Genomic DNA, 24,302 nt, shown 5'->3' on the forward strand with positions numbered 1-24,302 from the left:
GCCTGAACTACGGATTTGATTCGATAAAAGACATTTGAAATTCAGTCAAAGAAATCGATTTTGCGCCGAGTTCTTGAATCTTTTGGATAGAGCTTTCATACTTTTCATCAGCGGTTCCGATACATTCCGGAATTATATACGTGTTCAATCCGAGATTGAAAGAATCGAGAGCGGATTTATAGACGCAATATTCGGCTAAGAACCCGGTTAAAAATAGAGAATCGTAGTTTTCTTGTTGCAGTTCCTCGGTCAATTTTCGATTCGAAAAAATGCTATGCTCCTCTTTGTAGAAAAGATTCGTTGTGTCCGAAAGTTCGAAATCCAGTTCGTGTCCTTTGGTATTCGGGATACACATTGACAGATCTTCTTCGAACTGATTCTCCTTATAATTCGAAGCGATGACGTATCGGTCGAAGCTTCGCTCCGATCGCAGTAGGCTTCTTAAGTTCGTCTTGGCTTCGATAATCTTCCTTCTGTTCGGGTGTCTTTTTGCATAAAAGCCGTTGTCGGAGGTGAAATCTTTTTGGAAATCGATTACGATTAAAGCGTACTTCATTGGATTTCAGTGCTACTCATTCGAAAATACGTTGTTAATCTATGACAAACTAAGCGGCGCTGCAATCCGATTTGATTTTTTTTGATCTATGCAGACTAAGTATGACTTAAATACACTGAGTCATACTTGCAGATTGAAACATTTATATAAAGTTCGAAAAAGGACGGTGTTAAGGATCAAACTGAAAATAATCCGTCAGCTTCCGCTTTTAAATGAGTAATTCTTTCGAAACGTATTTCTATGGCCGTTTAAACGGCAATCCAATCAGTAAGACGAATGATTCGTCTCATTTCCGAATCAATTGGCCGAACGCGATCGACTTTGAGATTTTATGCGGCGCTCGTATAAACGCCCAATTCTGTCAAAATCAAAAAAGAGCCTATCTGTCTATTTGTATGAAAGTCGATGAAAAAACGCTATAACATTCATAAAGTGAGACCTCGCGAATTTACATGAATGTCGCCTAAATATCCAAATCGTTTAGTTCATTTTTTTACGTCGAAAAAGCTGCCCCTATTTATGTGGAGGTGTAAACAGACTACAATGCATTTGTTGATTAACGTTGCAGTATTTATACGAATGTCGTCAAAATGCACACTGCGTTCTTAATCATTATGCCAAATGAATTTATACGAATGTCGCCAAAATGCACACTGCGTTTTTAATCATTATGCCAAACGAATTTATACGAATGTCGTCAAAACACACACTGAATCTTTAATCGCGATGCCAACATCCGCCTTGTCGAATTTCGATTAAACATACCTCAATCTTCAAAAATCCCTGATCGACAAAAGAGAGGATCCCTTTCCGCAGCAATAATCGACACTCGAAGAAATTAGAGTCTGCTTCAATCCGTAAATTCGATTCTCCTTATGAAATTTTCGACTTTCGGATTCTTCTGAAAACCCTGTTCCAAAGATTGGAAATGCCAATCAACGATTGATCTTGTTTGTTCGATGTTCGGATCAACCGGATCCAAACGATTTTTCGATCGTTTGAGTCTTTAAATGACCCGATTTTGCGGCGTAGATGAATTAGATTATAAATTGAATTCAATTTCAAGTCCTGATCTTGCAGTTTTGATCGTTTATTTCTGTTAAGAAGATTGAAAATTCATTAGGAGAGTCAGAATGGAAATTCTTTTAAAAAAGCGAATAGGATTAACTCTCACACTCATCACGTTATTTTTTATAAGTAACTGTGGAGGAGGAAAGCAAGGCGATATGTCATCGCTCTTGCTGCTTTTAACGCCTAACAAAGCGGTCGCAAACACGGGGGTTTCCGAAGCGGACGGATTGACATACGGTTCTTCGCCTGTGGAAACGAGTTCGGAAAGCGTTAACGAGAATCAAGGCGTTTCCGATTTGATTCTTTTGAATCCGAAACTCGTCGCTTGGATCGATATCCAAGATCACAGCCAGTGTTTCACGTATTTTACGGTGACGGTAAAGAATCAAGGGAATGGAACTTTCAATCCGTATTCCACGATCAGTGCCTCTGTACAATCCATAACGAATGTGAAGAACGGAGTTCAAGTTGGGCACGCGTTTCGAAATCTTCGTCCGGGTGAAACGCAAGACTTAGCGTTTATCGCAAAGTATTCCATCGAAGATATCGACGATCCGAACGGAGATTTTAAAATCAGCGCGGAGTTTATCGGAGTTACGGACGGTTCTCCAACGAACAGCGATCAAGCGGTTGCATCCGCTTCCAATTGCAAGGCTTCGGATTCTTCTTCGCAACCGCAACAACCCGCCCCGGAAAAGAAGGCGGATCTCATCGTGAGCATCAGCCGTACGGCGACAGAAATTCTTCCGGGTGAAGATATTTCTCAGAAGTTTCCGGTTTGGGTGAGCAATCAGGGAATCGCTTCCGCTAACGGAAGTAGTCCATCGAACGCGGGTTATATGGTTGATCTGATTCTTTCCAGCGATACGAACGTGCCCGAAGGTTACGCGGTTTATTCTCCTAATTACAAGGAAGACGTTCTTTTGGCCGGAGGAAGAATCAGCAATACTCCGAACGTAGAACCCGGGCAACAAGTGCGCGTGAGCGAAGGTTCCAACTTCGTTCCTAAGGACGTTCCTGCGGGGAATTATTTTCTCTGTGCGAGAGTCGATGTCGGATCGGTCGTTTCTGAGATCGACGAAAAGAATAACACGGTTTGTATTCCTGTTGTCGTTTCGAGTAAGAACAAACCCGACCTGATTATTCCCCGCGCTTCCATATATCCGAGCGGAAGAAAGTGCAGAGCTGGAGTTCCGATGATGTATATCACTGCGGAAGTGAAAAATATCGGAACCGTCGCAAGTCCTAAGAAACTCGACGTCGGTCTGATCAATGCGCTCGATACGAAAGGAGAAATCTGGGGTCCAGGAAACGGCATAGGCGGGAATGGAATCGGTCTCGACTCGATTCAACCCGGCGAAACGGTTACGGTAACGTTCCCGATTTACTTCAATATGAAAGATCTTTCCTACAACGGAGGAAAGCATACGTACGATCTGAGAGTGAACCGCGGAAATTGGATTCAGGAATCCGATGTGAAAAACAACGGATATAAGAAGATTTTGGAGATCACTCTGCCGGAAGACGTTTGTATGTAAGTCGAATTCAATCTAGAAAACCAAGAATTTACTGGAGGGCGGGTGATGGCATCCGTCCTTTTTTTATGTGCGATCGTTGATTGTTCGCCGGTCTTCCGAGATAATCGGATCTTTGCGCCTTCCGAATAGGCGACAGTCGCCTAAACGCAGGATCTTTTTTCGACCAAGACGGATTTTCTCGCACCAGAAATACACGATAGTCGCCTAAATGCAGGGGTCTTCTTTCGACGAAGGCGGATTTCACTTATCACAAATACACGCCTGTCGTATAAATGCCGCACGATAACGGACAACGTACGCATCGGTAAAATTCACTTTCAAAAAACGGAAAATACCGTTTTTATAAATTTTCGATCGTGAGAATCTGTTTTTCTTCCTTATGGGAAACCGTAACTTCCAGCTTCAATCCGCTTTTGCCTCCGGCTCTTCTGAAAATTCTTTCCAAAAAACCTTCGGAGGATTTGATTTTGCAATCGGGAGGAAGAGAGTCGATCGTATCGTCGTTCACTCGAAATCGCGCGAACTCGATTTTACCCGGTTGAATCGTTCTTTCCGGAACATCCCAATTTGTGTCGAGGCAATTCAAACCTTCTTTGCCGCTTAAGAAAATCTGAAACTTCCAGGTTGGGTCGGGAAAGCGGATCGCGGTTTCGGTTTCGTTCTTGATAAAGAGAAAAAAAGTCGGGAAGCCGTCCTTGCCGTCGCGGCTTGATTTTACGTACAAAGTCGAAGCTTCCATTCTAACTTTGGATGAGGAAGACTGAACCGTGAACGCGCCCGGTAAAGTGGTTCGTGCGACCATTCCGATCACCAACACGACCAAAACCAAATTCAAGATAAAGATTAAACGAACTCTGGAAAATCTTCCTCCGCCGGATTGTTTTCTGCTTTCTTCCAAGAATTTTCTGAATTCTTCCGGAGAACGAGAATGATACCCACCGCCCATGTTAGATTCCTCCCTTGAGTAGTTTACGGATTCCGGACGCGGTTGGAAAGCCTTTTGATTCCTTAGCGGCCCTTGTCAGCAAAGAAAACGAAAGTTGAACCGCTTCGGAAATCGAAAAACCTCTCGAACCGTAAAACGAAAGAATTCCCGCAAGAAGATCGCCGGTTCCCATCACGGCGAGCTTGGGCTCGGGTTTTTCCCAAAGGTAAACCGTTCCGTTCGGTTCGATCAAAAAGGAAGAATGCCGTTTCCACAAAAGATTCACGCTGTGTTTCCGCGCGTATTCCTTTGCAAGGGAAAGTCCGTGCGAAATCGATTCGATCTTGGTTCCCAAGAGTTGTTCCAATTCTCCCGTATGCGGGGTCAGTAAAACGTTTTCGTGTATTCGAATATTCTTATATGCAAGAATCGCTCCCGCGTCCAATACGCAGAATTTATCCTCGGGCAATAAAAGTTTGGGACATTCTTCCGTTTTTAAACCCGGACCCAAAAGCAAAACGGAGGCTTTTTTCACGAAAGAATGAGAAAGTATTTCGGAAGTTTCCGGGATCGTATTCACCATCAACGAAGGATCTTTTTTTAAAACGGCTCGCACCGTTTTTTCGGAAGGCGTCAGCAAAAGAGAAATCCCTCCGCCTAACTCGTGAAAGGCGAGTAAGGAAGAAAGCGCCGCTCCTGCCATTCCCTGCGAACCGCCCACGATCACGGCCGAGCCGTTTTTGTATTTGTGCGAATCTTCGGTTCTTTCTAAGGTTTTTTGCAGAATGGATTTCGGGATTTTTTTCCAGAGAATTTTTCCGGTGGAAGATGAATTCGGATTCGTTTCGACTTCGAAAGGAGCAGACGTTCCCGAATCCTTCCGTAGATTTCCGCTCGGGAAGCCGATCCGATGAAACGTTCTTTTTATTTTGCTCGGTAAAAAACGGTTTCTCCATTTTTTCATTCCGATTTCGGCTAACGCGTCCGCTTCGAACGGGAGAATTCCGTCTTCCGTAAAACCGGATAGGACGTCGATGCTCAGAACAAAAACCCGCTTTCGGTTGGAACGTTTTACGCTTTCGATCCGGGCGATGACCTCGTTCAAAGGATGTTTTAAGGGAGAATGGAAACCGGTTCCGAGAAGCGCGTCGATCAAAAAGATTCTTTCGTTTCCGAGACGAAATTCTTCGGTTAAAAAATTCTCCAGAGGAAGAATTTGTCCGCCCGCGTTTAAGAACGCGTTTTTGTAGGTCATGGATTCTTCCGACAAGTTTCCATCTTTGAGATACACCGCGGGAACGATTCCTTCCTGGATCAAAAAAAAGGCGAGGGCAAGTCCGTCCCCTCCGTTGTTTCCGTTTCCGCAGAGGATCCAAACCCGATCGTGTTTTAGGATTTTTTTTCTGTATTTTTGGTAAATGGAGAGGGCGGCAAAGCCCATAAAGTGAGAACCGGAAATTCTGGATTGGAGAATCGTTTTTCGATCCAGATCTCCGCTTTCCTGATCGTTAAACAGAGATTCTGAATATTCGAAAAACTTTATTTCCATTTATGGATTTCCAGATAACCGGACTTGATTCTTGCGGAATAGATTTCGTCGTTTAGATCCATCCAGGTTTCTCTCCAAAGTCCTCTCGGCGGAAGATAGTTGAGGCGGATGTTGTTGACGTGATTTCCTTCGTCGTCGTGAACCTGAAGACGGATCGAACTTTCCTCTTCTGTTTCGGTTTCCCATATAAAGAAATTATTATCTTTTAATATCCAATATAGGGACTCGGAAGGGTCTTGGATTTCCTTCAGAGGAGTCGCGGTTTTGGTTTCGAAATCGTATTTGAAAATTTTGCGGGATTTGAATCTGGAATTCTTTTTGTCGAACACGCTGAACGATGCGACGGCGTATTTTCCTTCCAGATGAGGGAGAATGGTTTCGAGTCTTGCCTGCGCCGTTTCCGTATCCGAAATCACTTCCGAAAAATTGGAAGCTCCGATCGATCGAAGGAGGGTTCCGTTGTCATACACGGAAAGTTTCATTTCTCCGCCGGATCTGTGAAAGACGAAAAGGAGATCGTCTTCTCCGGTTTCCATTCGTTCGATATATCCGAACGGAGTGGTTCCGGAAATTCCTTCCACGTAGATCGTATTCAATAGTTTTCCAGCATCCGAAAAATGTAATATTGCGGAAGGAATCGCTTCTCTGTATTCCGTGTCGAACGACCCGCTCTTTTTTAGGAAGATGTCTTCGTTGGCGGGATCCACCTTGGGTTGTTCTTCTTTTCCTGTTCTGGATTGAAGATAAATTTCTTCGTCGCTGTTCACCGCGACGAGTCCGATCTTTCCGATTTTTGCGGGAATCAGTTTGTATTTGTCTCCGACTTTTTCCTTGATCGTCCCTAAAATGAATTTGAGTTCCCCATCGGTGGAGAATACTTTCAATAAGGATTGTTCGAAGTCCGGAACATAGATCTTACTCGAAACGACGGGCAAGGTTTGGGGGAGATTGGTGGGAACTCCGTTCAAAACTTTGGCCTGAACGTCCGCAAGTGTGCTGCCTAACTTGATTCTTCCGTAAAGATAAGAGTTGTAATTGTCCACTTTAAAGCGCGTGCAACCTAGAATTGCCGCGCCTAAAAAAACGATTCCAAAGAATAGAATCGACATCCCGCGTGTTGCGGTGTGATTTTTGGAAATTGATTTGAGATTTCTCATGAAAGCCTGATGGATCTTGGAATGTAACGATACCATTCCAACACATTGATTGGAAAACAAGCAATAATCCGGGGAATTCCCTCCGCTTGGGAATACCCGGGTTTTTTTACTTTACACTGTAGCCAAATTTGAATAGTTTGATTAGGATATCAGGAAAAATTCATTCATTTTTGAGTTTTCTCTCTAAGGCCGGGGTTTGACAGTAAGCAGGGAAGAAATCAGCAGTATTCTGGATGGCGTCCTGCATTTGCCTGTCAAGCTGTACTCATTAAAGGTCAACCAAAGGCCTAACCACTCGTTGATCGAGGTCGTCTTGGACAATCTTGAACATCCGTATGGTTCAGTCAGCCTTCTGGAATGTGAGCATGTTTCCAGAAAACTGCAAGAAGAGTTAGAACAGATCTCACCGGATCTGGATTACACTCTTAAAGTTTCCTCCGCCGGGGCGGAACGGAAACTCGACCTTCCGGGAGACCTGGATCGTTTCCGGGGAATACCGGTTCGTCTGATTTTTCTATCCGAACAATCAGAGAATCCCCAGGAAGGAATTTTTCGGATAGTGGGACGCGAAGGGGATCAGGTGATTCTGGAAAAATTCCAGAAGGGTAAGAAATCTGCGGGAAAAAAGCAGACGACCCTGAACCTCAAGGATATACTGAAAGGGAATCTCTACGTAAGTATTTGATATGGCAGTTAAGAAGACACAATCGGAAGGAAATCTGTTGGAGGCGATCCAACAATTTTGTGCGGACAAGTCCCTCGATCGGGAAGCCGTTATGGGAGTCATTCGTGATTCTCTCATAACCGCATATAAGAAAAAGTCCGGCCTCGAAGGTCTGGAAGAGTCCGAAGATTCGGAAATACCTTCGCCCGTTACCGTAGAGTTTGCGTCCGGTAAAGACAGCGTAGTCATCGCAATCGCAAAGAAAGTAGTGGAGGGCGCGCCTTCCTCCGCTCTCGAAATCAGTTTAGAAGATGCTAAAGCGATCGACGCTTCTGCGGAAGTCGGTTCGGTCGTTTCGTTCCGCGAAAAACCAGTGGAACTCTCGCGGATCATCTCCAGCCAAGCAAAGCAGATGGTCTTTCAGAGATTGAAAGACATGGAGAAGGAACTTCTCTATAACGAGTATAAGGCGAAAGAAGGCGAACTCACTCACGGTTATTTCCAAAGATGGAAAAAGGACGCGATGAGCATCGACCTCGGCAAAGTGGAAGGCATCATGCCTCGCCGTGAACAGAATCCGGGTGAAAAGTATCACAGCGGAGACAGACTCAAAGCAATCATTCAAAGAGTGGAACTTCGTCCAAGAGAACCAATCCCGGTGATCACTCTTTCCAGAGCTTCCGCGGATTTCGTTCGTAAATTGTTCGAAATGGAAATTCCGGAAATCTACGACGGACTTGTGGAAATCGTAAACGTAGCCAGACAACCGTCTATCAGAACGAAGGTTGTCGTTCGTGCGACCCGAGGCGATATCGATCCGGTCGGCGCTTGCGTCGGGATGAAAGGGGTTCGTATCCAATCCATCGTACGGGAGCTCGGTAACGAAAGAATCGATATCGTAGAATCTTCCGACGACGCCGCAGAATTTATCGCGAACGCGATTTCTCCCGCGAAACCGGTCGAAGTAAAAGTGGACGGTTCCGGAAGAGAAGCGATGGTAGTCGTTCCCGACGATCAGCTTTCTCTGGCGATCGGAATCAACGGTTCCAACGTAAAACTCGCGTCTCAGCTTGCGGGTTACAAAATCGATATTAAAACCGTGGCTCAATACAACGCGGAACTTGCTTCTCCGGAAGCGAGAGAAAGACTCGAAAGACTTTTTTATACTCCTGCGGAAGAAGCAAAAGTTCAACCGGAACAAGAAGAAGAGGACGAAGGATTGACTCCTCTGGAAGATCTGCCCGGACTCTCTGCCCGTATTGTAGGGATCTTGAAGAGCGAAGGCATCAAAGATCTGGAAACCCTGATCGAATACAGCCAAGACGATCTGGCAAAACTGCAAGGAATCGGACATACGACCGCCGGACAGATTCTCAAGTTATTGAGAGAATCCGTGGAATGGGTGGAGGATAACTGAGAAAACCCGAACGGGTTTTTTCAGAGCCGGAGCTTCAGTGACTTCGGAAAGCCAGGGTATCATTATGGAAGACAAAAATAAGACGATCAAGGAAACGCTCCAGGGCGCAGCGGACGCGGGAAAACGCAAGAAGCTGATCATTAAGAAGAAAGGCGACGAAGCTCCGTCTCCTTCCCCCTCTGCATCTCCTAAGAAAGAAGCGGCCGCCGATTCTGCTCCTGCAAAACCGGTCACCCCGCTGCCTCCAAGAGGCGATTCCGGTCAATCACCGATCGTCCGTCCCGCTCCTTCCGCTCAGAGAGACGCAAAAAGCGAAGAATCTCCGAAAAAGCCGGACGCGGGCCAAAGCGGTTCCCGTCCTCCAAGAGACAGGGATTCACAGGGACAGAGTGGAGATTCTTCCTATCCGACTTCACGTTCTCCCTTTCAAAAAGAAGATTCTAATATCATCGTATCCAGACCGACCCAAAGCGGCGGTTATCAAGGGCGTAGCAGCTCCGGTCAAGGCGGCGGCTATCAAGGAAACCGTGATCGTGGCCCCGGTCAAGGCGGCGGTTACCAAGGCAATCGTGGTCCAGGTCAAGGCGGCGGCTACCAAGGCAATCGCGGCCCGGGTCAAGGCGGTGGTTACCAAGGCAATCGTGCTCCAGGTCAAGGTGGTGGTTACCAAGGCAATCGTGCTCCAGGTCAAGGCGGTGGTTACCAAGGCAATCGCGGTCCAGGTCAAGGTGGCGGTTATCAAGGAAATCGCGGACCGGGACAAGGCGGACCCGGTGGTGGAAATCGTTTCGGCGGCGGTCCGGGAGGTCGTACCGGTGGAGGACCAGGCGGACGTCCTATGCCGATCACTTCCGCGGAAGTCGAACTTTCTCAAGCACGAGGCGCGGCCGGTGCGAACAAAAAGAAAGACCACGGAAAAGAAAAAACATCCTCCGATAAGAGGGATTTTTCCGGCGCGGAAAACACGAAATTCTTTAAACAAAGATTCAAAAAGACGAAGGTCGCCGGAGTTTCCGGGATTTCCGTACCGAAAGAAATTACAGTATTAGAAAATGTGCAAGTAGGCGAACTCGCCAAGAAGATGAACCTCAAGCCGGGGGACGTCATCGGAAAACTCATGAAGATGGGTATGATGGTGACGATCAACAACATCATCGACGCGGAAACGGCTGCACTTCTCGCGGATGAATACGGTTGTAAGGTGAAAGTAGTTTCTCTTTACGAAGAAACCATCATCGAAGAAGAAAAAGACAACGAAGAAGATTATATCAATCGCCCTCCGGTCGTTACGATCATGGGGCACGTCGACCACGGTAAGACGAAATTGCTCGATACGATCCGCAGAAGTTCCGTGATCGATACGGAATCCGGCGGAATCACGCAGCACATCGGTGCGTATCAGGTAAGAACCGCACGCGGTTTGATTACATTCTTGGATACCCCGGGTCACGAAGCGTTTACTTCGATGAGAGCGCGCGGTGCGAAAGTAACCGACATCGTGATTCTTGTCGTCGCTGCGGATGACGGAGTCATGCCTCAAACCCTCGAGGCGATCAGCCACGCAAAAGCGGCGGAAGTTCCGATCATCGTTGCAATCAACAAGATCGATCTTCCGACTGCGAATCCCGACAAGATCATGCAAGAACTTGCGAACCACGGTCTTCAATCCGAAGAGTGGGGCGGGGAAACGATGTATGCGAAGATTTCCGCTCGTGAAAACATCGGAATCGACAAACTTTTAGAAATGATTCTTCTCCAAGCGGAAGTAATGGATCTTAAATCCAATCCGAAACGGAGAGCGAAAGGAACCATCATCGAAGCGAAACTCGATCCGGGTCGCGGTTCGGTTGCAACGGTTCTTATCCAAAACGGAACGCTCCGAGTGGGAGATCCGTTCGTTGCGGGAGTGTTCTCCGGTCGCGTAAGAGCGATGTACAACGACCTCGGTCAACTGATCGAAGAAGCGGGACCTGCGTTCCCGGCTCAGGTTACGGGTATCGACGGCGTTCCCGATGCGGGCGCTCCGTTCGACGCGATGGCGGATGAAAAAGAAGCCAGAAATATTTCCCAACACAGAATCGAGTTCGAAAGAATCGGAAATGCAGGAGCCGCTGCGGGAACTTCTTCCAAAGTAACTCTCGAGAACATGAACGAGTTCATCAAACAAGGGGCTTTGAAGGAACTCAAGGTCATCATCAAGGCCGACGTTCGCGGTTCTGCGGAAGCGATCAAAGAATCTTTGGAAAAACTTTCCACTCCGGAAGTGAAGTTGAACGTGATCCAGTCCGGCGCAGGCGCCATCGTGGATATGGACGTGATGCTCGCTTCCGCTTCGAACGCGCTGATCATCGGTTTCCACGTTCGTGCGAATCCGAAGACGATCGCTTTGGCGGAAAAAGAACAGGTTCAGATCAAGTATTACAATATCATCTATCAAGTCGTGGATGAGATCAAACTCGCGATGGAAGGACTTCTCGAACCTGAGAAGATCGAAGAAGTCATCGGAACCGCGGAGATCAGAGAAATCTTCAAGGTTTCCAAGGTCGGAAACATCGCAGGTTGTATGGTCACTTCCGGAAGAATCCAGAAGTCCGCGAATGTGCGCGTGATCAGCGACGGAGTAACGAAGTTCGACGGGAAACTGAAATCCCTCAAACGGGTCAAAGACGATGTGAACGACGTCGTATCCGGTTTCGAGTGCGGGATCCAGGTGGACGGTTTCAACGACTTTAAAGTCGGAGATATCATCGAAGCTTACAACGTCACCGTGATAAAGCGGAAACTTGAATAGGAAACCCGGACCGTGAATCCGATCCGAAGAAGAAAAATCGAAGCGGAAGCAGTTCGAACCGTTGCGATGATGATCCTATCGGGCAAGGTAAAGGATCCGAGAGTTCATATGGTTTCGGTTCACCGCGCGGAGATTTCCGACGACGGAAAGAACATGCGTGTTTATGTGACCGCGATCTGCACGGACAAAAAGAAATTAAAAGTATTATCCGGACTCAACAGCGCCGCCGGTTTGTTTCAGACGACGCTGTCCGGAAAGTTAGGACTTAGAATCACACCAAGAATGCAATTCCTCTGGGATGAGGAATATATTCAGAGTTTGGATGAATCACTCAGACTTACCAGAAAACCCACAAATCCGGACTGAATCCGGATTTTTACTGATCCACAAACCGGAAGGAATGACTTCTTCGGATCTTGTGGTCACCGCCCGTAAAAAACTCAGATTCAAAAAGATCGGTCATACCGGAACCTTGGATCGGGCCGCGAGCGGACTTATGATTCTTCCCGTGGGAAGTTGCACGAGTTTTTCCAGCGTATTCTTGGAAAAAGAAAAATCCTACGAGGCTTGGGTCAGACCGGGAGAATCCACCGACTCGGGCGACAAAGAAGGCGAAATCTTAGAATCCCTTCCGAAAGAACAAACGGAAACTTGGTTCCACGAACACCAGGATAAACTCAAAAAATTATTTCTCGAAGTCCCGACCTGGGAAAGTCAGGAAGCTCCCGACGTTTCCGCGCTCAAGGTCAACGGGAGAAGAAGATCGGATCTGTTTCGGGAAGGGGTCGCCTTAGTTCCCGCGATCCGAAAAATCAAGATCTATCAATACGAACTCGGAACATTCTCCCCTGAATCGATCTTTTTTAAGATCCGGGTTTCCGCGGGAACCTACATCCGCAAGATCGTGATGGACATTTCCGAACGCGCAGGGTTCCCGATGCGGCTCGAACGATTGGTCCGCACGAGCATCGGTAAATTAAATCTGAGCCAAGCGGATTCTTACGAAAATCTGTTGGAAGGGAAGGTTAAGATTCATCCGCCGGAATCGATCTTAGAATTCCCGACCGTCGAAATCCCCGGCACGGAAGTCCGAGGCGTTTTGAATGGACGAAAGACCAAACTAGAATGGATTCCCGGAACGGAATTTCTTCTCGTTTCACCCGAAGGAGAGATTCTCGCGTGGTGCAAAAAAGAAGAACATGGAATTCATGAGTTAGATTATAAATATTTAAGGGTCTTTCCTAAAAATTAGCTTTAAAGCGGTCCCTATCACCTGAAAAATGGTAAAAAGGTATATTCACGATATGATAGCTACTGAACAGAAAAAACAAATTATCAGTAATTTTGCCCGCAAAGCGGGAGACACCGGTTCAACCGAAGTACAAGTCGCTCTGATTGATGCGAGAATCAAAGAACTCAACGAACATTTCAAGTCACACAAAAAGGATTTTCATTCTAAAACCGGTCTTTTAAGACTCGTGAGCAAAAGAAAGAAACTTCTGGATTATCTCAAAAGAACCGAATTAGACCGTTACAAAAAACTGATCGAAACTCTCGGACTCCGTAAGTAAGCGAGTCAGACATGGCACATACAATCTCCGGCCAATACGGCCGCGATACAATCGTTTTAGAAACAGGGAACTGGGCAAAACAGGCCCACGGAGCTGTAGTCTATCGTTCCGGGAATCTGGTTTTACTTGCTACCGTTTGCGCCGCCGACGAAGCAAAAGAGGGACAGGATTTCTTTCCTCTTACTTGCGAATATACCGAGAAACTTTATTCCGTCGGCCGCTTTCCGGGCGGTTACTTCAAAAGAGAAGCAAAACCCCCCGAGCACGAAATTCTCATTTCCAGAATCATAGACAGACCGATCCGTCCTTTGTTTCCAGAAGGATATTTCTGCGAAGTTCAGTTGCAAGTGCAGGTTCTTTCCGCGGACGGAGACGTTTCCGTTGCGGGACACGCATTGAATGCAGCGAGCGCCGCATTAGCGGTTTCTGATATTCCATTCAACGGTCCGATTGCGGGCGCAAGAATCGGAAGAATCAACGGAGAATTGATCCTCAATCCGACTACGAAAGAACTCGTAAATTCCGATTTGGATCTCGTCGTTGCCGGAACTAAAACTCATATCGTAATGATCGAGGGAGAAGCGAAAGAACTTTCCAACGAGGAAATGCTCGCAGCCCTTCGTTTCGCGCAAAAGCACATCGCGGAATTCGTAACTCTTCAGGAAGAATACGCGAAAAAAATCGGCGTCGTTAAAAGAGAAGTCAAACTCAGAGTTCGTGACGCTGAACTTCTCGCAAAGGTGAAGGAATACGCGTTTGATAAGCTGACTGCAGCCAATCAAACTCCGGACAAAACCGCGAGAAGTAAAGAAATTTCTAATGTAAATAAGGAAGTCGTGGACTTCTTCAAACAAACCGTGGAAGAGTCCGACAAGATCAAGGACATCAAAGCTTACCTTCACGAATTGGAATATGAAATCGTTCGCGAACAGGTTTTGTCGAAAGGAACTCGTTTCGACGGAAGAAAGTTGGACGAAATTCGTCAGATCTCCGTGGAAGTAAATCCTCTTCCCGGTCCTCACGGTTCCTCCGTTTTTACAAGAGGTCAAACCCAGTCCTTGGGAGTGGTAACTCTCGGAACGGGCGCCGACAACCAAAGATACGAAACACTCGAAGGACAAAAAGAAAAGTCCTTTATGCTTCACTATAACTTCCCCGCGTTTTCCGTGGGCGAGGTTCGCAGATCTTCCGGTCCGGGAAGAAGAGAAATCGGACACGGAAACCTTGCAGAACGCGCGTTAAAGCTTGTTCTACCGAAACCGGACGAATTTCCGTATGTGATTCGTGTCGTATCCGAAATCTTAGAATCCAACGGTTCCAGTTCCATGGCCTCCGTTTGTTCCGGTTCTCTCGCGCTGATGGCTGCGGGTGTTCCGATCAAAGGAAGCGTTTCCGGAATCGCGATGGGACTTTTCTCCGATTCTTCCGGTAAGTATGCGGTTCTTTCCGATATCGCCGGTTTGGAAGATCACTTCGGAGACATGGACTGCAAAATCGCTGGAACCAGAAAAGGAATTACCGCATTCCAAATGGACTTGAAGGTGACTGGCGTCAGCTTCGACGTTTTGGAAAGCGTATTCGCTCAAGCGCAAAAGGGAAGATTCCATATTCTTGATATTATGGAGAAACATATCTCCACCGCATCGCCTACGTTAGCCGGAACTGCTCCGAGAATCATCGTTCGAAATATTCCTAAGGATAGAATCGGCGAGTTGATCGGACCGGGCGGTAAGAACGTTCGCGGTATCAGCGAGTTGACCGGAGCGGAACTTTACATCGAGGACGACGGGCGCGTAACCATTTCCGGTTCGAACCAAGAGTCCGCGGAAAAAGCCGCGAAGATGGTCGATGGATTCTTTACCGAAGTGGAAGTAGGAAAGATCTACGAAGGAAAAGTAAAACGAATCGCCGACTTCGGTGCGTTCGTCGAAATTCTTCCCGGAAAAGAAGGTCTTTGCCATATCTCCAAGATCGATTTCAAACGAGTGAACTCGGTAAAAGACATCGTCAAAGAAGGCGATATCATTCGAGTGAAAGTTCTGAACGTCGATAAGACCGGAAAGATCGATCTCTCCAGAAAAGACGCTCTCGAAGAAGAACAAGTATAAGATTCTTCTAATATTCCCTTGGCGCAGGAACCTTCACAGTTAGTTCATAGAAAAGTTCTGCCCGGGGGAATCACCGTTCTCTTTCAACAAGCCCCTCACACAGTCAGCGTTTCCGCGGGCGTTTTTGTCCGCGTAGGTTCCAGGCACGAATCCGCAAAGAACGCGGGTTATTGCCATTTCTTGGAGCACATGCTCTTCAAGGACACGGAAAAGAGAACCGCGAAACAGCAAGCCGAAGACATTGAAAGGGTGGGCGGCTTTACGAACGCGGCGACTTCCCGGGAATACACGTATTTTCACGTAACGGTCGCCGGTAAACATATCGGCCTCGGCTTAGAACTGTTAGCCGAGATGATCTACGAACCTCTGCTCAAACAATCGGACATTGAAAACGAAGCCGGAGTCATTCTGGAAGAATTGCAGGGTTACGAGGATTCTCCCGAAGATTATATCCACGATTTTTATTATCAGAATTTTTTTCCTAAAAACTCTCTGGGCCGAGACATCATCGGAACGAGAGAATCCGTTGGCGGAGTCAATCATAAGAAGCTATTAGATTTTTATGATACGTATTATCATACGGAGAACATGTTTCTTTCGATTTCGGGCAACTTTGAACCGGACGAGATCTTTTCGATCGTAGCAAAATACTTCAATAAGCCCAGAAAGAAAAAGAAGGAAGGAAATTCGCTTTCACTTCCGAAAAAACAATGGGGTTATTTCCCGAAAAAGAAAAAGCTCGAACAGGTTTATTTTATTCTCGGCGGAGAAGGGTTTGCGCGGGAATTTCACAATGCTTCCAAAGCTAGCCTTTTCACTCATATCTTGGGCGGTGGTACGTCTTCCCGTTTGTTTCAAAAAGTGCGGGAAGAAAAAGGTCTTTGTTACCAGATTACCGCTTATCCTTCCTCTTACGCCGATATCGGAATCAACAGCATCGTTTGTTCCACTTCAAAGGATAAATTCATCACTTGTATGGAAACGATTTCCGACGAAATCAAGTCCATCTTAGATCGCGGAATTACGGAACAAGAATTACGGGACGCGCAGTCCAATCACGAAGGGACGCTTTCCATCAGTTACGAACAAACCGAATCGAGAATGAACACGATCGCTCTGATGGAGCTTTATTACGGTAGAAATTATTCGTACGAGGAACGGGTAAAGGAAATCTATTCGATCACTTTGGATGATCTCAATTCGTTCGCGAAGTCCGTATTCGGAATTCCAAAGCTACATCTTTCTGCGTTGGGCAATCTCGGATCTAAGGAAGAAAAGGCCGTTCAACGGTTGTTTTCGTTTTAACGAAGATATTCGAACGTACGCGGGCGTTTATGCGACGTTCGTATAAGTCAGTGGAATTGTTTTTGTTAGGACGTTGTCTGCGTGGGCGGTTTATGCGACAGTCGTATAAGTCGGTGGAATTGTTTTTGTTAGGACGTTGTTTGCGTGGGCGTTTATGCGACAGTCGTATAAGTCAGCGGCATTGCTTTCGTTAAGCTGTTGTTTGCATGGGCGGTTTATGCGACAGTCGTAGATAGGCGTTGGGCAAAAATCTTCGACCGAATTTAGACAACGTTCATAGATTTACGCGGGATAGTTTTGATTATAACGATGTTTGTGCGTATGTTTATACGAAATTCGTATAAATCGATTAGATCGAGGAGAGATACTCGGCCGAATCGATGTACATTCAAAATATATGATGTGTCAGCAACGACGCTGACTTTTTTACGTGAATCGACTCAAAATATACAAGTTTTTCAGAAGTTCGATAGGCCTTCGTTGTGTGATGACGTATTAAAACTTTCCGACGTTCCGCGGAAATGAAATCGATAAGGCTTTCACTCGTTGAAAAAGAACCGAAAAATATTTCCGCTTTTTCGTTTGTTTATTCCTCGATGATCGCGAAGTAGTTCCCTTCAAAATCGGGAAAGTTGAATACTTTTTTTCCGTTTGGGAAATTCACCATTTCCCCGACGTTCACTTTTTTGTCTTTCAGTCTTTGGTACAGTGCATCGATGTCGTCGTCGGTCGACATGAGTATGGACGGCGTTCCGACATTCATATCCGGATTGGCTGCTGCTACGGCTTTTTTGTTTTGAAGAACGAGTTTGGTAGAATTCGGTCTTCCGTCGGAAAGGATGATGGCGAAGGTTTCTCCGTATTCCTCTCTTCCTTCCACCCGAAAGCCTAAATTGCTCACCCAGAAATCGGCGATTCCTTTTTGATCGTTTACATAAAGCATGACTTGGTTGAATTTAATCATAGTAGTTTGTCTTTGTACTCGTTTCGATTCTGCTTCGCAACGAAAAAAACTCGTTCGAAATTCAAGATTCGAATCGGAAGTTTTTGCTGAATTTATGCGACATTCGCAGAAACGCACCTATGTGTTTCCATCTTCCCCCAAGTAGATTTTTCTGCACCATTCGTATAAAGACCGAACTCCATCCCTTCGCGCAAAGGATTTATGCGAAATTCGCAGAAACACAGAATTTCAACAAAATCCTTTTTCTCATTCAGTTCTTCGCCTTTAAAAAGATTGTGATCGAACTTCGGCCTCAAATCATGGAATTCTCCCTCGCAGGGAAATAGAAACTTCGATTCAAATTCGGATCTTTCAAAAGGAAATCTTTATCGTATGAAAATCTCGGTTAAAAAACTCAAACCAAACGCGGAACTTCCCGTTCTACAAACGAAACACGCAGCCGGATATGACGTTCATGCTTGTCTGGACGTGAATCTTGTTTTGGAACCGGGTAAGGTTTTTCTCGTGCCCACCGGACTTTCGTTCGCGATTCCGGAGGAATATCATTTCGAGATCAGACCGAGATCCGGCTTTTCCACAAAAAATCGAATCCTAATTCCGAATTCTCCCGGAACGATCGACAGCGATTATCGCGGCGAATTGATGATTCCTCTTTTGAACTTGGGTGATTCTCCCTTTGTCGTCGAGCACGGGATGAGAATCGCTCAGCTGTTAATCCGAAGAACCTGGTACGCGGAATGGGAACTGGTGAACGAGTTTGCGGATCAGACCGCGCGAGGTGCGGGAGGTTTCGGTTCCACCGGACATTGAGATCGACGTTCTAAAAAGGACGGAATTTTTTCCGGATCGAGTGTTGTTTTGTTAAACGACTTCGATTCTTCTTTCTGCGGAGAGCCGAGAGCGTAATCGGATTTGAAGCGGGTCGGAGGACGTAGTTGGAAAAATCGGAAACATCCGAGAAGGTATTTGGAATTCACGAATGGATAAAAACTCTTCAATATCTTTTCGCTTCCGGTTTTTTTGCGGGGGTAATTTGGACCTATACGGATTCCGATAAACTCCTTCATCCGATTCTTTATTATGCGACATTCTTACTGCCCGGGATCGGTTTTTCCTTTGCTTTTTATTTCATTCTGAAACTGCTACCGAAACGAAATTTTTCCTTCGCTCTGTTTTGTATTCTTACGAATCTTTTATTCTTACTTTTCGCTTCCCTCTTTGCGCTTTCGAGCCGCCTCGTCGAATATCGATTTTACGGGATGTTCGATCCGAACTTCGTCGAACAAAACATCGTCTTTCTGAATTTTTTGCGATTCTTTCTGATTCTGAGCGTTTCTTCCTTTGCGGAGATGAAAATTATTGAATATACTACGGATATAAGATTAAAATTTCGTTATGTATTTCTGATCGCTTTGATCGCCGGTCTTTCGGGTGTAGTCGTTTTTTTCGGAACCGCGGATTGGATTCGAGAGGCCTTTGATTTTTTCCGTTTAAAGGGAGAAGCTGATCGGGAATTCCATGATTGGAACGTAATTTCGATTCGATTTACGTGTTTCGTCTGGACCTTGATCCACGGCTGTATCACGGTCGTTTTTATTTGGGCCGGAGAGGACGAATTCGAGTCTGAATTTTTGCCGGTAAATTCGAATTCTTAAAACGGAATTTAGGATTCTTTAACGCAGGTCTTTTTAGACTTAGAGGCGGCTCTAAGTCGATCGGACCGTTCGTTTTTGATCGTAAGGAGTTACCGTTTTAGTCTAACTTGTAAAAGGCATCGGAGTCGTTCTGAATTTATGGATACACATTTAAAGGGAAAAACCGCGCTCGTTACTGGCTCGACCGTCGGAATCGGATTTGAAATCGCGAGACAACTTTTGCAAGAGGGAGTCACCGTTTGGATCAACGGAAGAAGCGAGGAGCGGGTCGAGAATTCCATTAAACTGTTATGGAAAGCGGTGCCTAACGCGAAGATACACGGAGTTGTCGCGGATTTCGCGAAAAAGGAAGAAGTGGAGGCGATCCGTTCCAAAATTCCCACGGTAGATATTCTCATCAACAACGTCGGTATTTTTGAACCGAAGGAATTTGCGGAGATACCTGACGAGGATTGGTTCCGCTTTTTCGAAGTGAATCTGTTAAGCGGAGTTCGCTTATCAAGATATTATCTGCCGCAGATGCTGCGCCAAAATTGGGGAAGAATTCTCTTTATTTCGAGCGAATCCGGCATTCAGATTCCGGAAGAGATGATTCACTACGGAGTGACGAAAAGCGCGCAGATTTCTTTGGCGCGGGGACTTGCTGAACTTACGAAAGGAACGAACGTTACGGTGAACTCGGTTCTTCCCGGTCCAACGCGTTCGGACGGTGTCGGCGGATTTCTGGAAAATCTTGCGGCTCACAAAAAAGTTTCCGTGGACGCGATCGAAAAGGAATTCTTTAAAACCGCACGTCCCACTTCTTTGCTGCAACGATTTGCAAGCGTGCAAGAAGTCGCCAATCTCGTTACTTATCTTTCCAGTCCTCTTTCATCCGGAACGAACGGCGCGGCCTTGCGAGTGGACGGCGGAGTCGTGAAGTCGGCATTCTAAGATGAAGTTGAAACTCAGCGTTCTCGATCAATCCCCCATCCGCAAAGGGGGAACCGCAAGACAAGCGATTCAGGAAACCGTGGAACTCGCACGACTCGCGGATCGTCTGGGCTACACTCGTTATTGGGTATCAGAACATCATAATATTCAAGGTCTTGCAGGTTCCACTCCGGAGGTTTTGATTTCGCATCTCGCGGGTGAAACGCAGAGGATTCGCGTCGGCGCCGGAGGAGTGATGCTTCCGAATCACAGTTCTCTCAAGGTTGCGGAGAATTTTAGAATGCTCGAAACTCTTTTTCCGGGGAGAATCGATCTCGGTCTTGGTCGCGCCTCGGGCAGCGATCGTCTTACGGCTTCCATCTTAAATCCGGGCGCTCAATTCGTTCGAAACGATTTCGGACAACAGCTTTTGGATCTGCAATGTTTTCTGACCGATACGGCAGAGGCGGATTCGATTCAAACAAAGGTGAAGGCGATTCCTAAAGCGGAAACCGTTCCCGAACTTTGGGTTCTTACTTCCAGCGGGGAAAGCGGTTTGCTTGCGGCAAACTTCGGTCTCGCTCTTTCGTTCGCGCATTTCATCAATCCGTTCGGAGGACCGAACGCGGTGCGCGCGTATAAGGAACGGTTTCAACCTTCGGATGCATTCGATTTTCCGCAAGCGAGCCTCGGGATCTTCGTTCTCTGTGCGGAAACCGAACGCAAGGCGGAAGAATTGCAAACCGTGATGGACAAACAGCTTTTGAACATTGGCAAAGGAATCAGTGAAGGGGTCGTTTCTTACAAAGAGATTTCCGGTCATTCTTACTCTGAATTTGAAAAAGCGGTCATCGCGCAGAATCGGGGGAGAATGGTGGCCGGAACTCCGGACAAGGTCAAAGAGGAGATCTTGAATCTTACGGCGGAATACGGCGTGGACGAAGTGGTCGTAACTACGATTTGTTATGACTTTGAGGATCGCCTGCGTTCGTATCAATTGCTTGCGGATGTTTTTGATTTGGAGCCGATGAGGCTCTGAACGGAAAAGACCGCAGGATTTCCGTACTCCGAAAAGTTTGGACGGAACTCCGGCCAATTCCCCGCCCACGAAAAAATCCGACCGAAAGGCGGTCCGTTTCCACTTCGAATTCTCCCGAAATTTCCCTTCCAAAAAACGCCAATTAAGTCTCTTTTCTTTTTCCGGGCTCTTTCCGATACAAATAGCATGGAATCCAAAGACCTCAAACCAGCCTGGAATCTGCAAAACGGGAAGATGATTCTTCCGTACGTGTTACTCTTTGCGGGGATCATTTTGACCCTTTCCTTGGGTTCCTTTGACGCGGGCGAGCAGGGGATTCAGCATAACTTCTTCGGAAGACTCGGATTTTATCTTTCCTACGGAATGTTTTTTATGTTCGGTGCGGCTTCGTTTTTGCCCGGACTGTTCGCGATCGGACTCGGATCTCTTCGACTCGTCAAAGAAGGATTCGAACTGACGAACCGCCTTTTCTCCCTTCCGGTATTCTTATTTTGTTTCACGGTTACGCTTCAGATCACCGGACACGTATCGGCGATTCCGTTCGCGTCGCAAGGAGGACTCGTCGGTCAGCTTCTTTCGACGGGGCTCGAGTTCATCTTCGGTTCGACCGGAAAAACTCTCATCCATCTCGTGTTTTATTTTTACGGCTTCATCCTTTTGTTAAACGAATCGCCTCTTCATTTTTTGGGAAGAATTCTCGGCGCCGCCGGAGCGAAATACCGCGACGGTTTTCAGTCGGGTTTGGCGAAGAACGGAGAAGGGCTCGGCGCGCTCTTTCAATCGGCGGTCAAACGATTTCAAAGAAAAGAGGAAACCCCGCCTTGGTTTTCCACGCACAACGGCGGGAACCATTCTCCCGAACAACTCTATCAACAAATGCGTTCTCACAAACAGGCTCGGGCTAAAGCCGAACCTTCCGCTTTGCAAAACGCACTTCATTCCACGTTCGGAAAAGAAGGACGATTGTCCGATCTTCTTTCCAAGGTCGACGTAAGTTCCATGGTTACCCCCGAAACTTCGCGGGTTCGTTTTCAAAATCAGGGAGCGTTTTCGGGAACCTTTGAAGAACAAGGAAAGGTTTTCCGTTTTCAATCGGTTTCAACTTCCCTTTCGGAAAAGATTCGGGAGGAAAGAACGTTTCAGGAAACCTCCTCCCAATGGGAAATCATCGACTTTAGAACATCAGAATCTTCGAATATTCTTTCGAGAACGTCTCCGCCCGTTTCCCTGGTCGTGCCTCCTTCGATCGAGCCGAACGTGCGCGATTCCGTGAAGCTGAACGAAGTACGGGAGACGGAGAATTCTTTCTACGCTCAGGATTCGAATTCGGAAGAAGAATCCGATTTGGAAGAGGAAGAATTGTACGAAGACGCGGAAGGTTATGTCGACGAGGAAGAAGCTGCGGACGACGGCGAAGCGCAAGATTCGGAAGAAGAATGGGAAGATTCCTCCGAAGAAGACGAAGATGCGTCCGAAACCGAAACGACAAACTTGAACGGAGTTGCGCCTTCTCCCGTTGTGTTTGCTCCGAAACCGATCGCCGTTCCCGAACGAAAGGAAACGAAGAGCGAACAAGCTCTACCGTTTCCTCCCGTGACTTTGATCCCGGAAGTAAAATCCAAACGTTCGATCTATCACGTTCCTCTGAAGAGTTTGAAAACGACCACGACGAAAATCCAAGATCCACTCTTTAAGATCGAAGCCGACAAGGTAGCGCGCAAAATCGAAGAGATCATCCGTCAATACGGATACGAATCGCAGGTCGTTTCGATGGAACGCGGTCCGATCATCACGCGTTACGAACTCACACCGCCTCCCGGAGTGAAACTCGGAAGAATCACTTCTCTCGCGGACGAGCTGCGTTTGTATCTTGCGGTCAAGAACATCCGTATCGTCGCTCCGATTCCGGGCAAGTCCACGATCGGGATCGAAGTTCCGAACAGCCTGCGTGAAGACGTTTATCTCGGGGATATTCTGCATCAGAATTTAAGTCTGCGTCCGAAAAAGGATCTTTCGATTTTGATCGGGAAAGATATTTCCGGTAAGTTGGTCAGCATCGATTTGAACAAACTTCCGCACTTGCTTGTCGCGGGAACGACCGGTTCCGGTAAGTCGGTTTGTTTGAACTCGATGATTTCTTCGCTCGTCGTTCATCTTTCTCCCGAAGAAGTTCGTTTTATCATGATCGATCCGAAGATGGTGGAACTCACGCTATACGAAGACATTCCCCATCTTTTGATGCCGGTCATCACCGATCCGAAAAAGGCGACCCGCGCTTTGGCATGGGCGATTCAAGAGATGGAAGCGCGTTATCATTCCGTTTCCAAACTCAAGTGCCGGGATTTCAAAACATACAACGAAAAAGTGGAACAAGGCGCGCATCGGGACGGATACAAGAAGATGCCTTATATCGTGATCTTCATCGACGAGTTGGCGGATCTTATGATGGTTTCCGGAAAGGATTTGGAAGACGCGATCACCCGTATCACTCAGAAGTCGAGAGCGGTCGGAATTCACCTCATCATGGCGACACAAAGACCTTCGGTGGACGTAATCACCGGTTTGATTAAGGCGAACTGCCCCGCGCGTATGGCGTTCCACGTAGCACAGAAAACGGATTCTAAAATCATCCTGGATCAGAACGGAGCGGAATCTCTTCTCGGCAAAGGGGACTTTTTGTATAAGTCTCCGACCGCGGCCGACTTAGTGAGAATTCAATCCCCTTACGTTTCCGAAGAGGAAATCGAAAAGATCGTGGAAGAGGCCCGCAAATACGGAAAACCTTCTTACGTGGAATTCGATTTGGACGAGGAACCGGATTCTTCCCAAGTGGATGAAGAGGACGAGGAACTCTTTGAACAGGCTTGGGAAATCGTTCGGACGGACCGCAAGGCCTCGGCGAGTTATCTCCAAAGAAGAATGCGGATCGGTTACAATAAAGCGGCGCGTTTGATGGAGCTCATGGAAGAGAGGGGTTATGTCAGCGCGCAAATCGGTTCGAAGGGTAGAGAGATTTTAAGGGCGGGTTAGGTGGAAGCGGTTGAGGGGGAAGTGTCCCCCTCGCTCCAGCCGCTTGCGCG

At 46.9% G+C, this 24,302-nt stretch carries 19 protein-coding genes; 14 read left to right on the forward strand and 5 right to left on the reverse strand.

Annotated features, from left to right (window positions below; all coding sequences use genetic code 11):
• Positions 1-7: 7 nt before the first annotated feature.
• Positions 8-556 (reverse strand): cysteine hydrolase family protein, encoded by a 549-nt coding sequence (locus tag DLM76_RS11185; RefSeq protein WP_118965221.1) that lies wholly within the window; start codon positions 554-556, stop codon positions 8-10.
• 1,133 nt (positions 557-1,689) lie between these two features.
• On the opposite strand from DLM76_RS11185, the gene DLM76_RS11190 reads away from it, so the two are divergent.
• A complete protein-coding gene (locus DLM76_RS11190) occupies positions 1,690-3,165 on the forward strand; it encodes a CARDB domain-containing protein (RefSeq protein ID WP_118965222.1) in 1,476 nt (491 codons plus the stop codon).
• Between the two features lie 340 nt (positions 3,166-3,505).
• On the opposite strand, the gene DLM76_RS11195 is transcribed toward DLM76_RS11190, so the two are convergent.
• From DLM76_RS11195 to DLM76_RS11205, 3 genes are read right to left on the reverse strand one after another with little or no spacing between them, the layout of a single operon-like run.
• A complete protein-coding gene (locus tag DLM76_RS11195; RefSeq protein ID WP_118965223.1) occupies positions 3,506-4,111 on the reverse strand; it encodes a hypothetical protein in 606 nt (201 codons plus the stop codon).
• A gap of 1 nt (position 4,112) precedes the next feature.
• Positions 4,113-5,639 (reverse strand): bifunctional ADP-dependent NAD(P)H-hydrate dehydratase/NAD(P)H-hydrate epimerase, encoded by a 1,527-nt coding sequence (locus tag DLM76_RS11200; RefSeq protein ID WP_118965224.1) that lies wholly within the window; start codon positions 5,637-5,639, stop codon positions 4,113-4,115.
• Positions 5,630-6,748 carry an LIC_12708 family protein gene (locus DLM76_RS11205; protein ID WP_404820622.1) on the reverse strand — a complete coding sequence of 373 codons (1,119 nt, stop codon included), beginning with the start codon at positions 6,746-6,748 and terminating at the stop codon, positions 5,630-5,632. Before DLM76_RS11205 ends, DLM76_RS11200 begins: the two co-directional genes overlap by 10 nt.
• A gap of 244 nt (positions 6,749-6,992) precedes the next feature.
• On the opposite strand from DLM76_RS11205, the gene rimP reads away from it, so the two are divergent.
• From rimP to DLM76_RS11245, 8 genes are all read left to right on the forward strand, one after another.
• Entirely contained in the window at positions 6,993-7,481 is a 489-nt protein-coding gene (gene rimP / locus DLM76_RS11210; protein ID WP_118955268.1) for a ribosome maturation factor RimP, read from the forward strand.
• A gap of 1 nt (position 7,482) precedes the next feature.
• The gene (nusA, locus tag DLM76_RS11215; protein ID WP_118955267.1) at positions 7,483-8,877 is read left to right on the forward strand and encodes a transcription termination factor NusA; all 1,395 of its coding nucleotides are present in this window, start codon (positions 7,483-7,485) and stop codon (positions 8,875-8,877) included.
• Between the two features lie 64 nt (positions 8,878-8,941).
• Positions 8,942-11,668 (forward strand): translation initiation factor IF-2, encoded by a 2,727-nt coding sequence (gene infB / locus DLM76_RS11220; protein ID WP_118965225.1) that lies wholly within the window; start codon positions 8,942-8,944, stop codon positions 11,666-11,668.
• A gap of 12 nt (positions 11,669-11,680) precedes the next feature.
• Positions 11,681-12,034 carry a 30S ribosome-binding factor RbfA gene (rbfA, locus tag DLM76_RS11225; protein WP_118955265.1) on the forward strand — a complete coding sequence of 118 codons (354 nt, stop codon included), beginning with the start codon at positions 11,681-11,683 and terminating at the stop codon, positions 12,032-12,034.
• Positions 12,035-12,068: 34 nt separating this feature from the next.
• Positions 12,069-12,920 carry a tRNA pseudouridine(55) synthase gene (locus tag DLM76_RS11230; RefSeq protein ID WP_241548232.1) on the forward strand — a complete coding sequence of 284 codons (852 nt, stop codon included), beginning with the start codon at positions 12,069-12,071 and terminating at the stop codon, positions 12,918-12,920.
• 52 nt (positions 12,921-12,972) lie between these two features.
• Positions 12,973-13,239, forward strand: coding sequence for a 30S ribosomal protein S15 (gene rpsO / locus DLM76_RS11235; RefSeq protein WP_010575366.1), 267 nt, complete (start codon positions 12,973-12,975; stop codon positions 13,237-13,239).
• Positions 13,240-13,250: 11 nt separating this feature from the next.
• Entirely contained in the window at positions 13,251-15,347 is a 2,097-nt protein-coding gene (pnp, locus tag DLM76_RS11240) for a polyribonucleotide nucleotidyltransferase (RefSeq protein ID WP_118965226.1), read from the forward strand.
• 18 nt (positions 15,348-15,365) lie between these two features.
• Positions 15,366-16,652: a M16 family metallopeptidase gene (locus DLM76_RS11245; protein ID WP_118965227.1), complete on the forward strand. Its 1,287-nt coding sequence runs from the start codon at positions 15,366-15,368 to the stop codon at positions 16,650-16,652.
• Between the two features lie 586 nt (positions 16,653-17,238).
• On the opposite strand, the gene DLM76_RS11250 is transcribed toward DLM76_RS11245, so the two are convergent.
• On the reverse strand, positions 17,239-17,616 hold the full coding sequence (locus tag DLM76_RS11250) for a VOC family protein (RefSeq protein WP_118965287.1): 378 nt from the start codon (positions 17,614-17,616) through the stop codon (positions 17,239-17,241).
• A gap of 372 nt (positions 17,617-17,988) precedes the next feature.
• Between DLM76_RS11250 and dut the strand changes: the two genes are divergently transcribed.
• The 5 genes from dut to DLM76_RS11285 all read left to right on the forward strand — a co-directional run bounded on the left by dut (position 17,989) and on the right by DLM76_RS11285 (position 24,252).
• Entirely contained in the window at positions 17,989-18,426 is a 438-nt protein-coding gene (gene dut, locus DLM76_RS11260) for a dUTP diphosphatase (protein ID WP_118955261.1), read from the forward strand.
• Positions 18,427-18,551: 125 nt separating this feature from the next.
• Positions 18,552-19,271 (forward strand): hypothetical protein, encoded by a 720-nt coding sequence (locus DLM76_RS11265; protein WP_118965229.1) that lies wholly within the window; start codon positions 18,552-18,554, stop codon positions 19,269-19,271.
• Between the two features lie 138 nt (positions 19,272-19,409).
• On the forward strand, positions 19,410-20,204 hold the full coding sequence (locus DLM76_RS11270) for an SDR family NAD(P)-dependent oxidoreductase (protein WP_118965230.1): 795 nt from the start codon (positions 19,410-19,412) through the stop codon (positions 20,202-20,204).
• 1 nt (position 20,205) lies between these two features.
• A complete protein-coding gene (locus DLM76_RS11275) occupies positions 20,206-21,222 on the forward strand; it encodes an LLM class flavin-dependent oxidoreductase (protein WP_118955258.1) in 1,017 nt (338 codons plus the stop codon).
• 186 nt (positions 21,223-21,408) lie between these two features.
• Positions 21,409-24,252, forward strand: coding sequence for a DNA translocase FtsK (locus tag DLM76_RS11285; RefSeq protein WP_118965232.1), 2,844 nt, complete (start codon positions 21,409-21,411; stop codon positions 24,250-24,252).
• Positions 24,253-24,302: the final 50 nt, after the last annotated feature.

Origin of the sequence: Leptospira yasudae, from assembly GCF_003545925.1 — a bacterium.
Lineage (GTDB): Bacteria > Spirochaetota > Leptospiria > Leptospirales > Leptospiraceae > Leptospira > Leptospira yasudae.

Excerpts from the sequence above, each read along its gene's own strand:
- DLM76_RS11185 (WP_118965221.1), bottom strand. The coding sequence starts at position 556 with ATGAAGTACGCTTTAATCGTAATCGATTTCCAAAAAGATTTCACCTCC.
- DLM76_RS11190 (WP_118965222.1), top strand. The coding sequence starts at position 1,690 with ATGGAAATTCTTTTAAAAAAGCGAATAGGATTAACTCTCACACTCATC.
- DLM76_RS11195 (WP_118965223.1), bottom strand. The coding sequence starts at position 4,111 with ATGGGCGGTGGGTATCATTCTCGTTCTCCGGAAGAATTCAGAAAATTC.
- DLM76_RS11200 (WP_118965224.1), bottom strand. The coding sequence starts at position 5,639 with ATGGAAATAAAGTTTTTCGAATATTCAGAATCTCTGTTTAACGATCAG.
- DLM76_RS11205 (WP_404820622.1), bottom strand. The coding sequence starts at position 6,748 with ATGTCGATTCTATTCTTTGGAATCGTTTTTTTAGGCGCGGCAATTCTA.
- nusA (WP_118955267.1), top strand. The coding sequence starts at position 7,483 with ATGGCAGTTAAGAAGACACAATCGGAAGGAAATCTGTTGGAGGCGATC.
- infB (WP_118965225.1), top strand. The coding sequence starts at position 8,942 with ATGGAAGACAAAAATAAGACGATCAAGGAAACGCTCCAGGGCGCAGCG.
- DLM76_RS11230 (WP_241548232.1), top strand. The coding sequence starts at position 12,069 with ATGACTTCTTCGGATCTTGTGGTCACCGCCCGTAAAAAACTCAGATTC.
- rpsO (WP_010575366.1), top strand. The coding sequence starts at position 12,973 with ATGATAGCTACTGAACAGAAAAAACAAATTATCAGTAATTTTGCCCGC.
- pnp (WP_118965226.1), top strand. The coding sequence starts at position 13,251 with ATGGCACATACAATCTCCGGCCAATACGGCCGCGATACAATCGTTTTA.
- DLM76_RS11250 (WP_118965287.1), bottom strand. The coding sequence starts at position 17,616 with ATGATTAAATTCAACCAAGTCATGCTTTATGTAAACGATCAAAAAGGA.
- dut (WP_118955261.1), top strand. The coding sequence starts at position 17,989 with ATGAAAATCTCGGTTAAAAAACTCAAACCAAACGCGGAACTTCCCGTT.
- DLM76_RS11270 (WP_118965230.1), top strand. The coding sequence starts at position 19,410 with ATGGATACACATTTAAAGGGAAAAACCGCGCTCGTTACTGGCTCGACC.
- DLM76_RS11275 (WP_118955258.1), top strand. The coding sequence starts at position 20,206 with ATGAAGTTGAAACTCAGCGTTCTCGATCAATCCCCCATCCGCAAAGGG.
- DLM76_RS11285 (WP_118965232.1), top strand. The coding sequence starts at position 21,409 with ATGGAATCCAAAGACCTCAAACCAGCCTGGAATCTGCAAAACGGGAAG.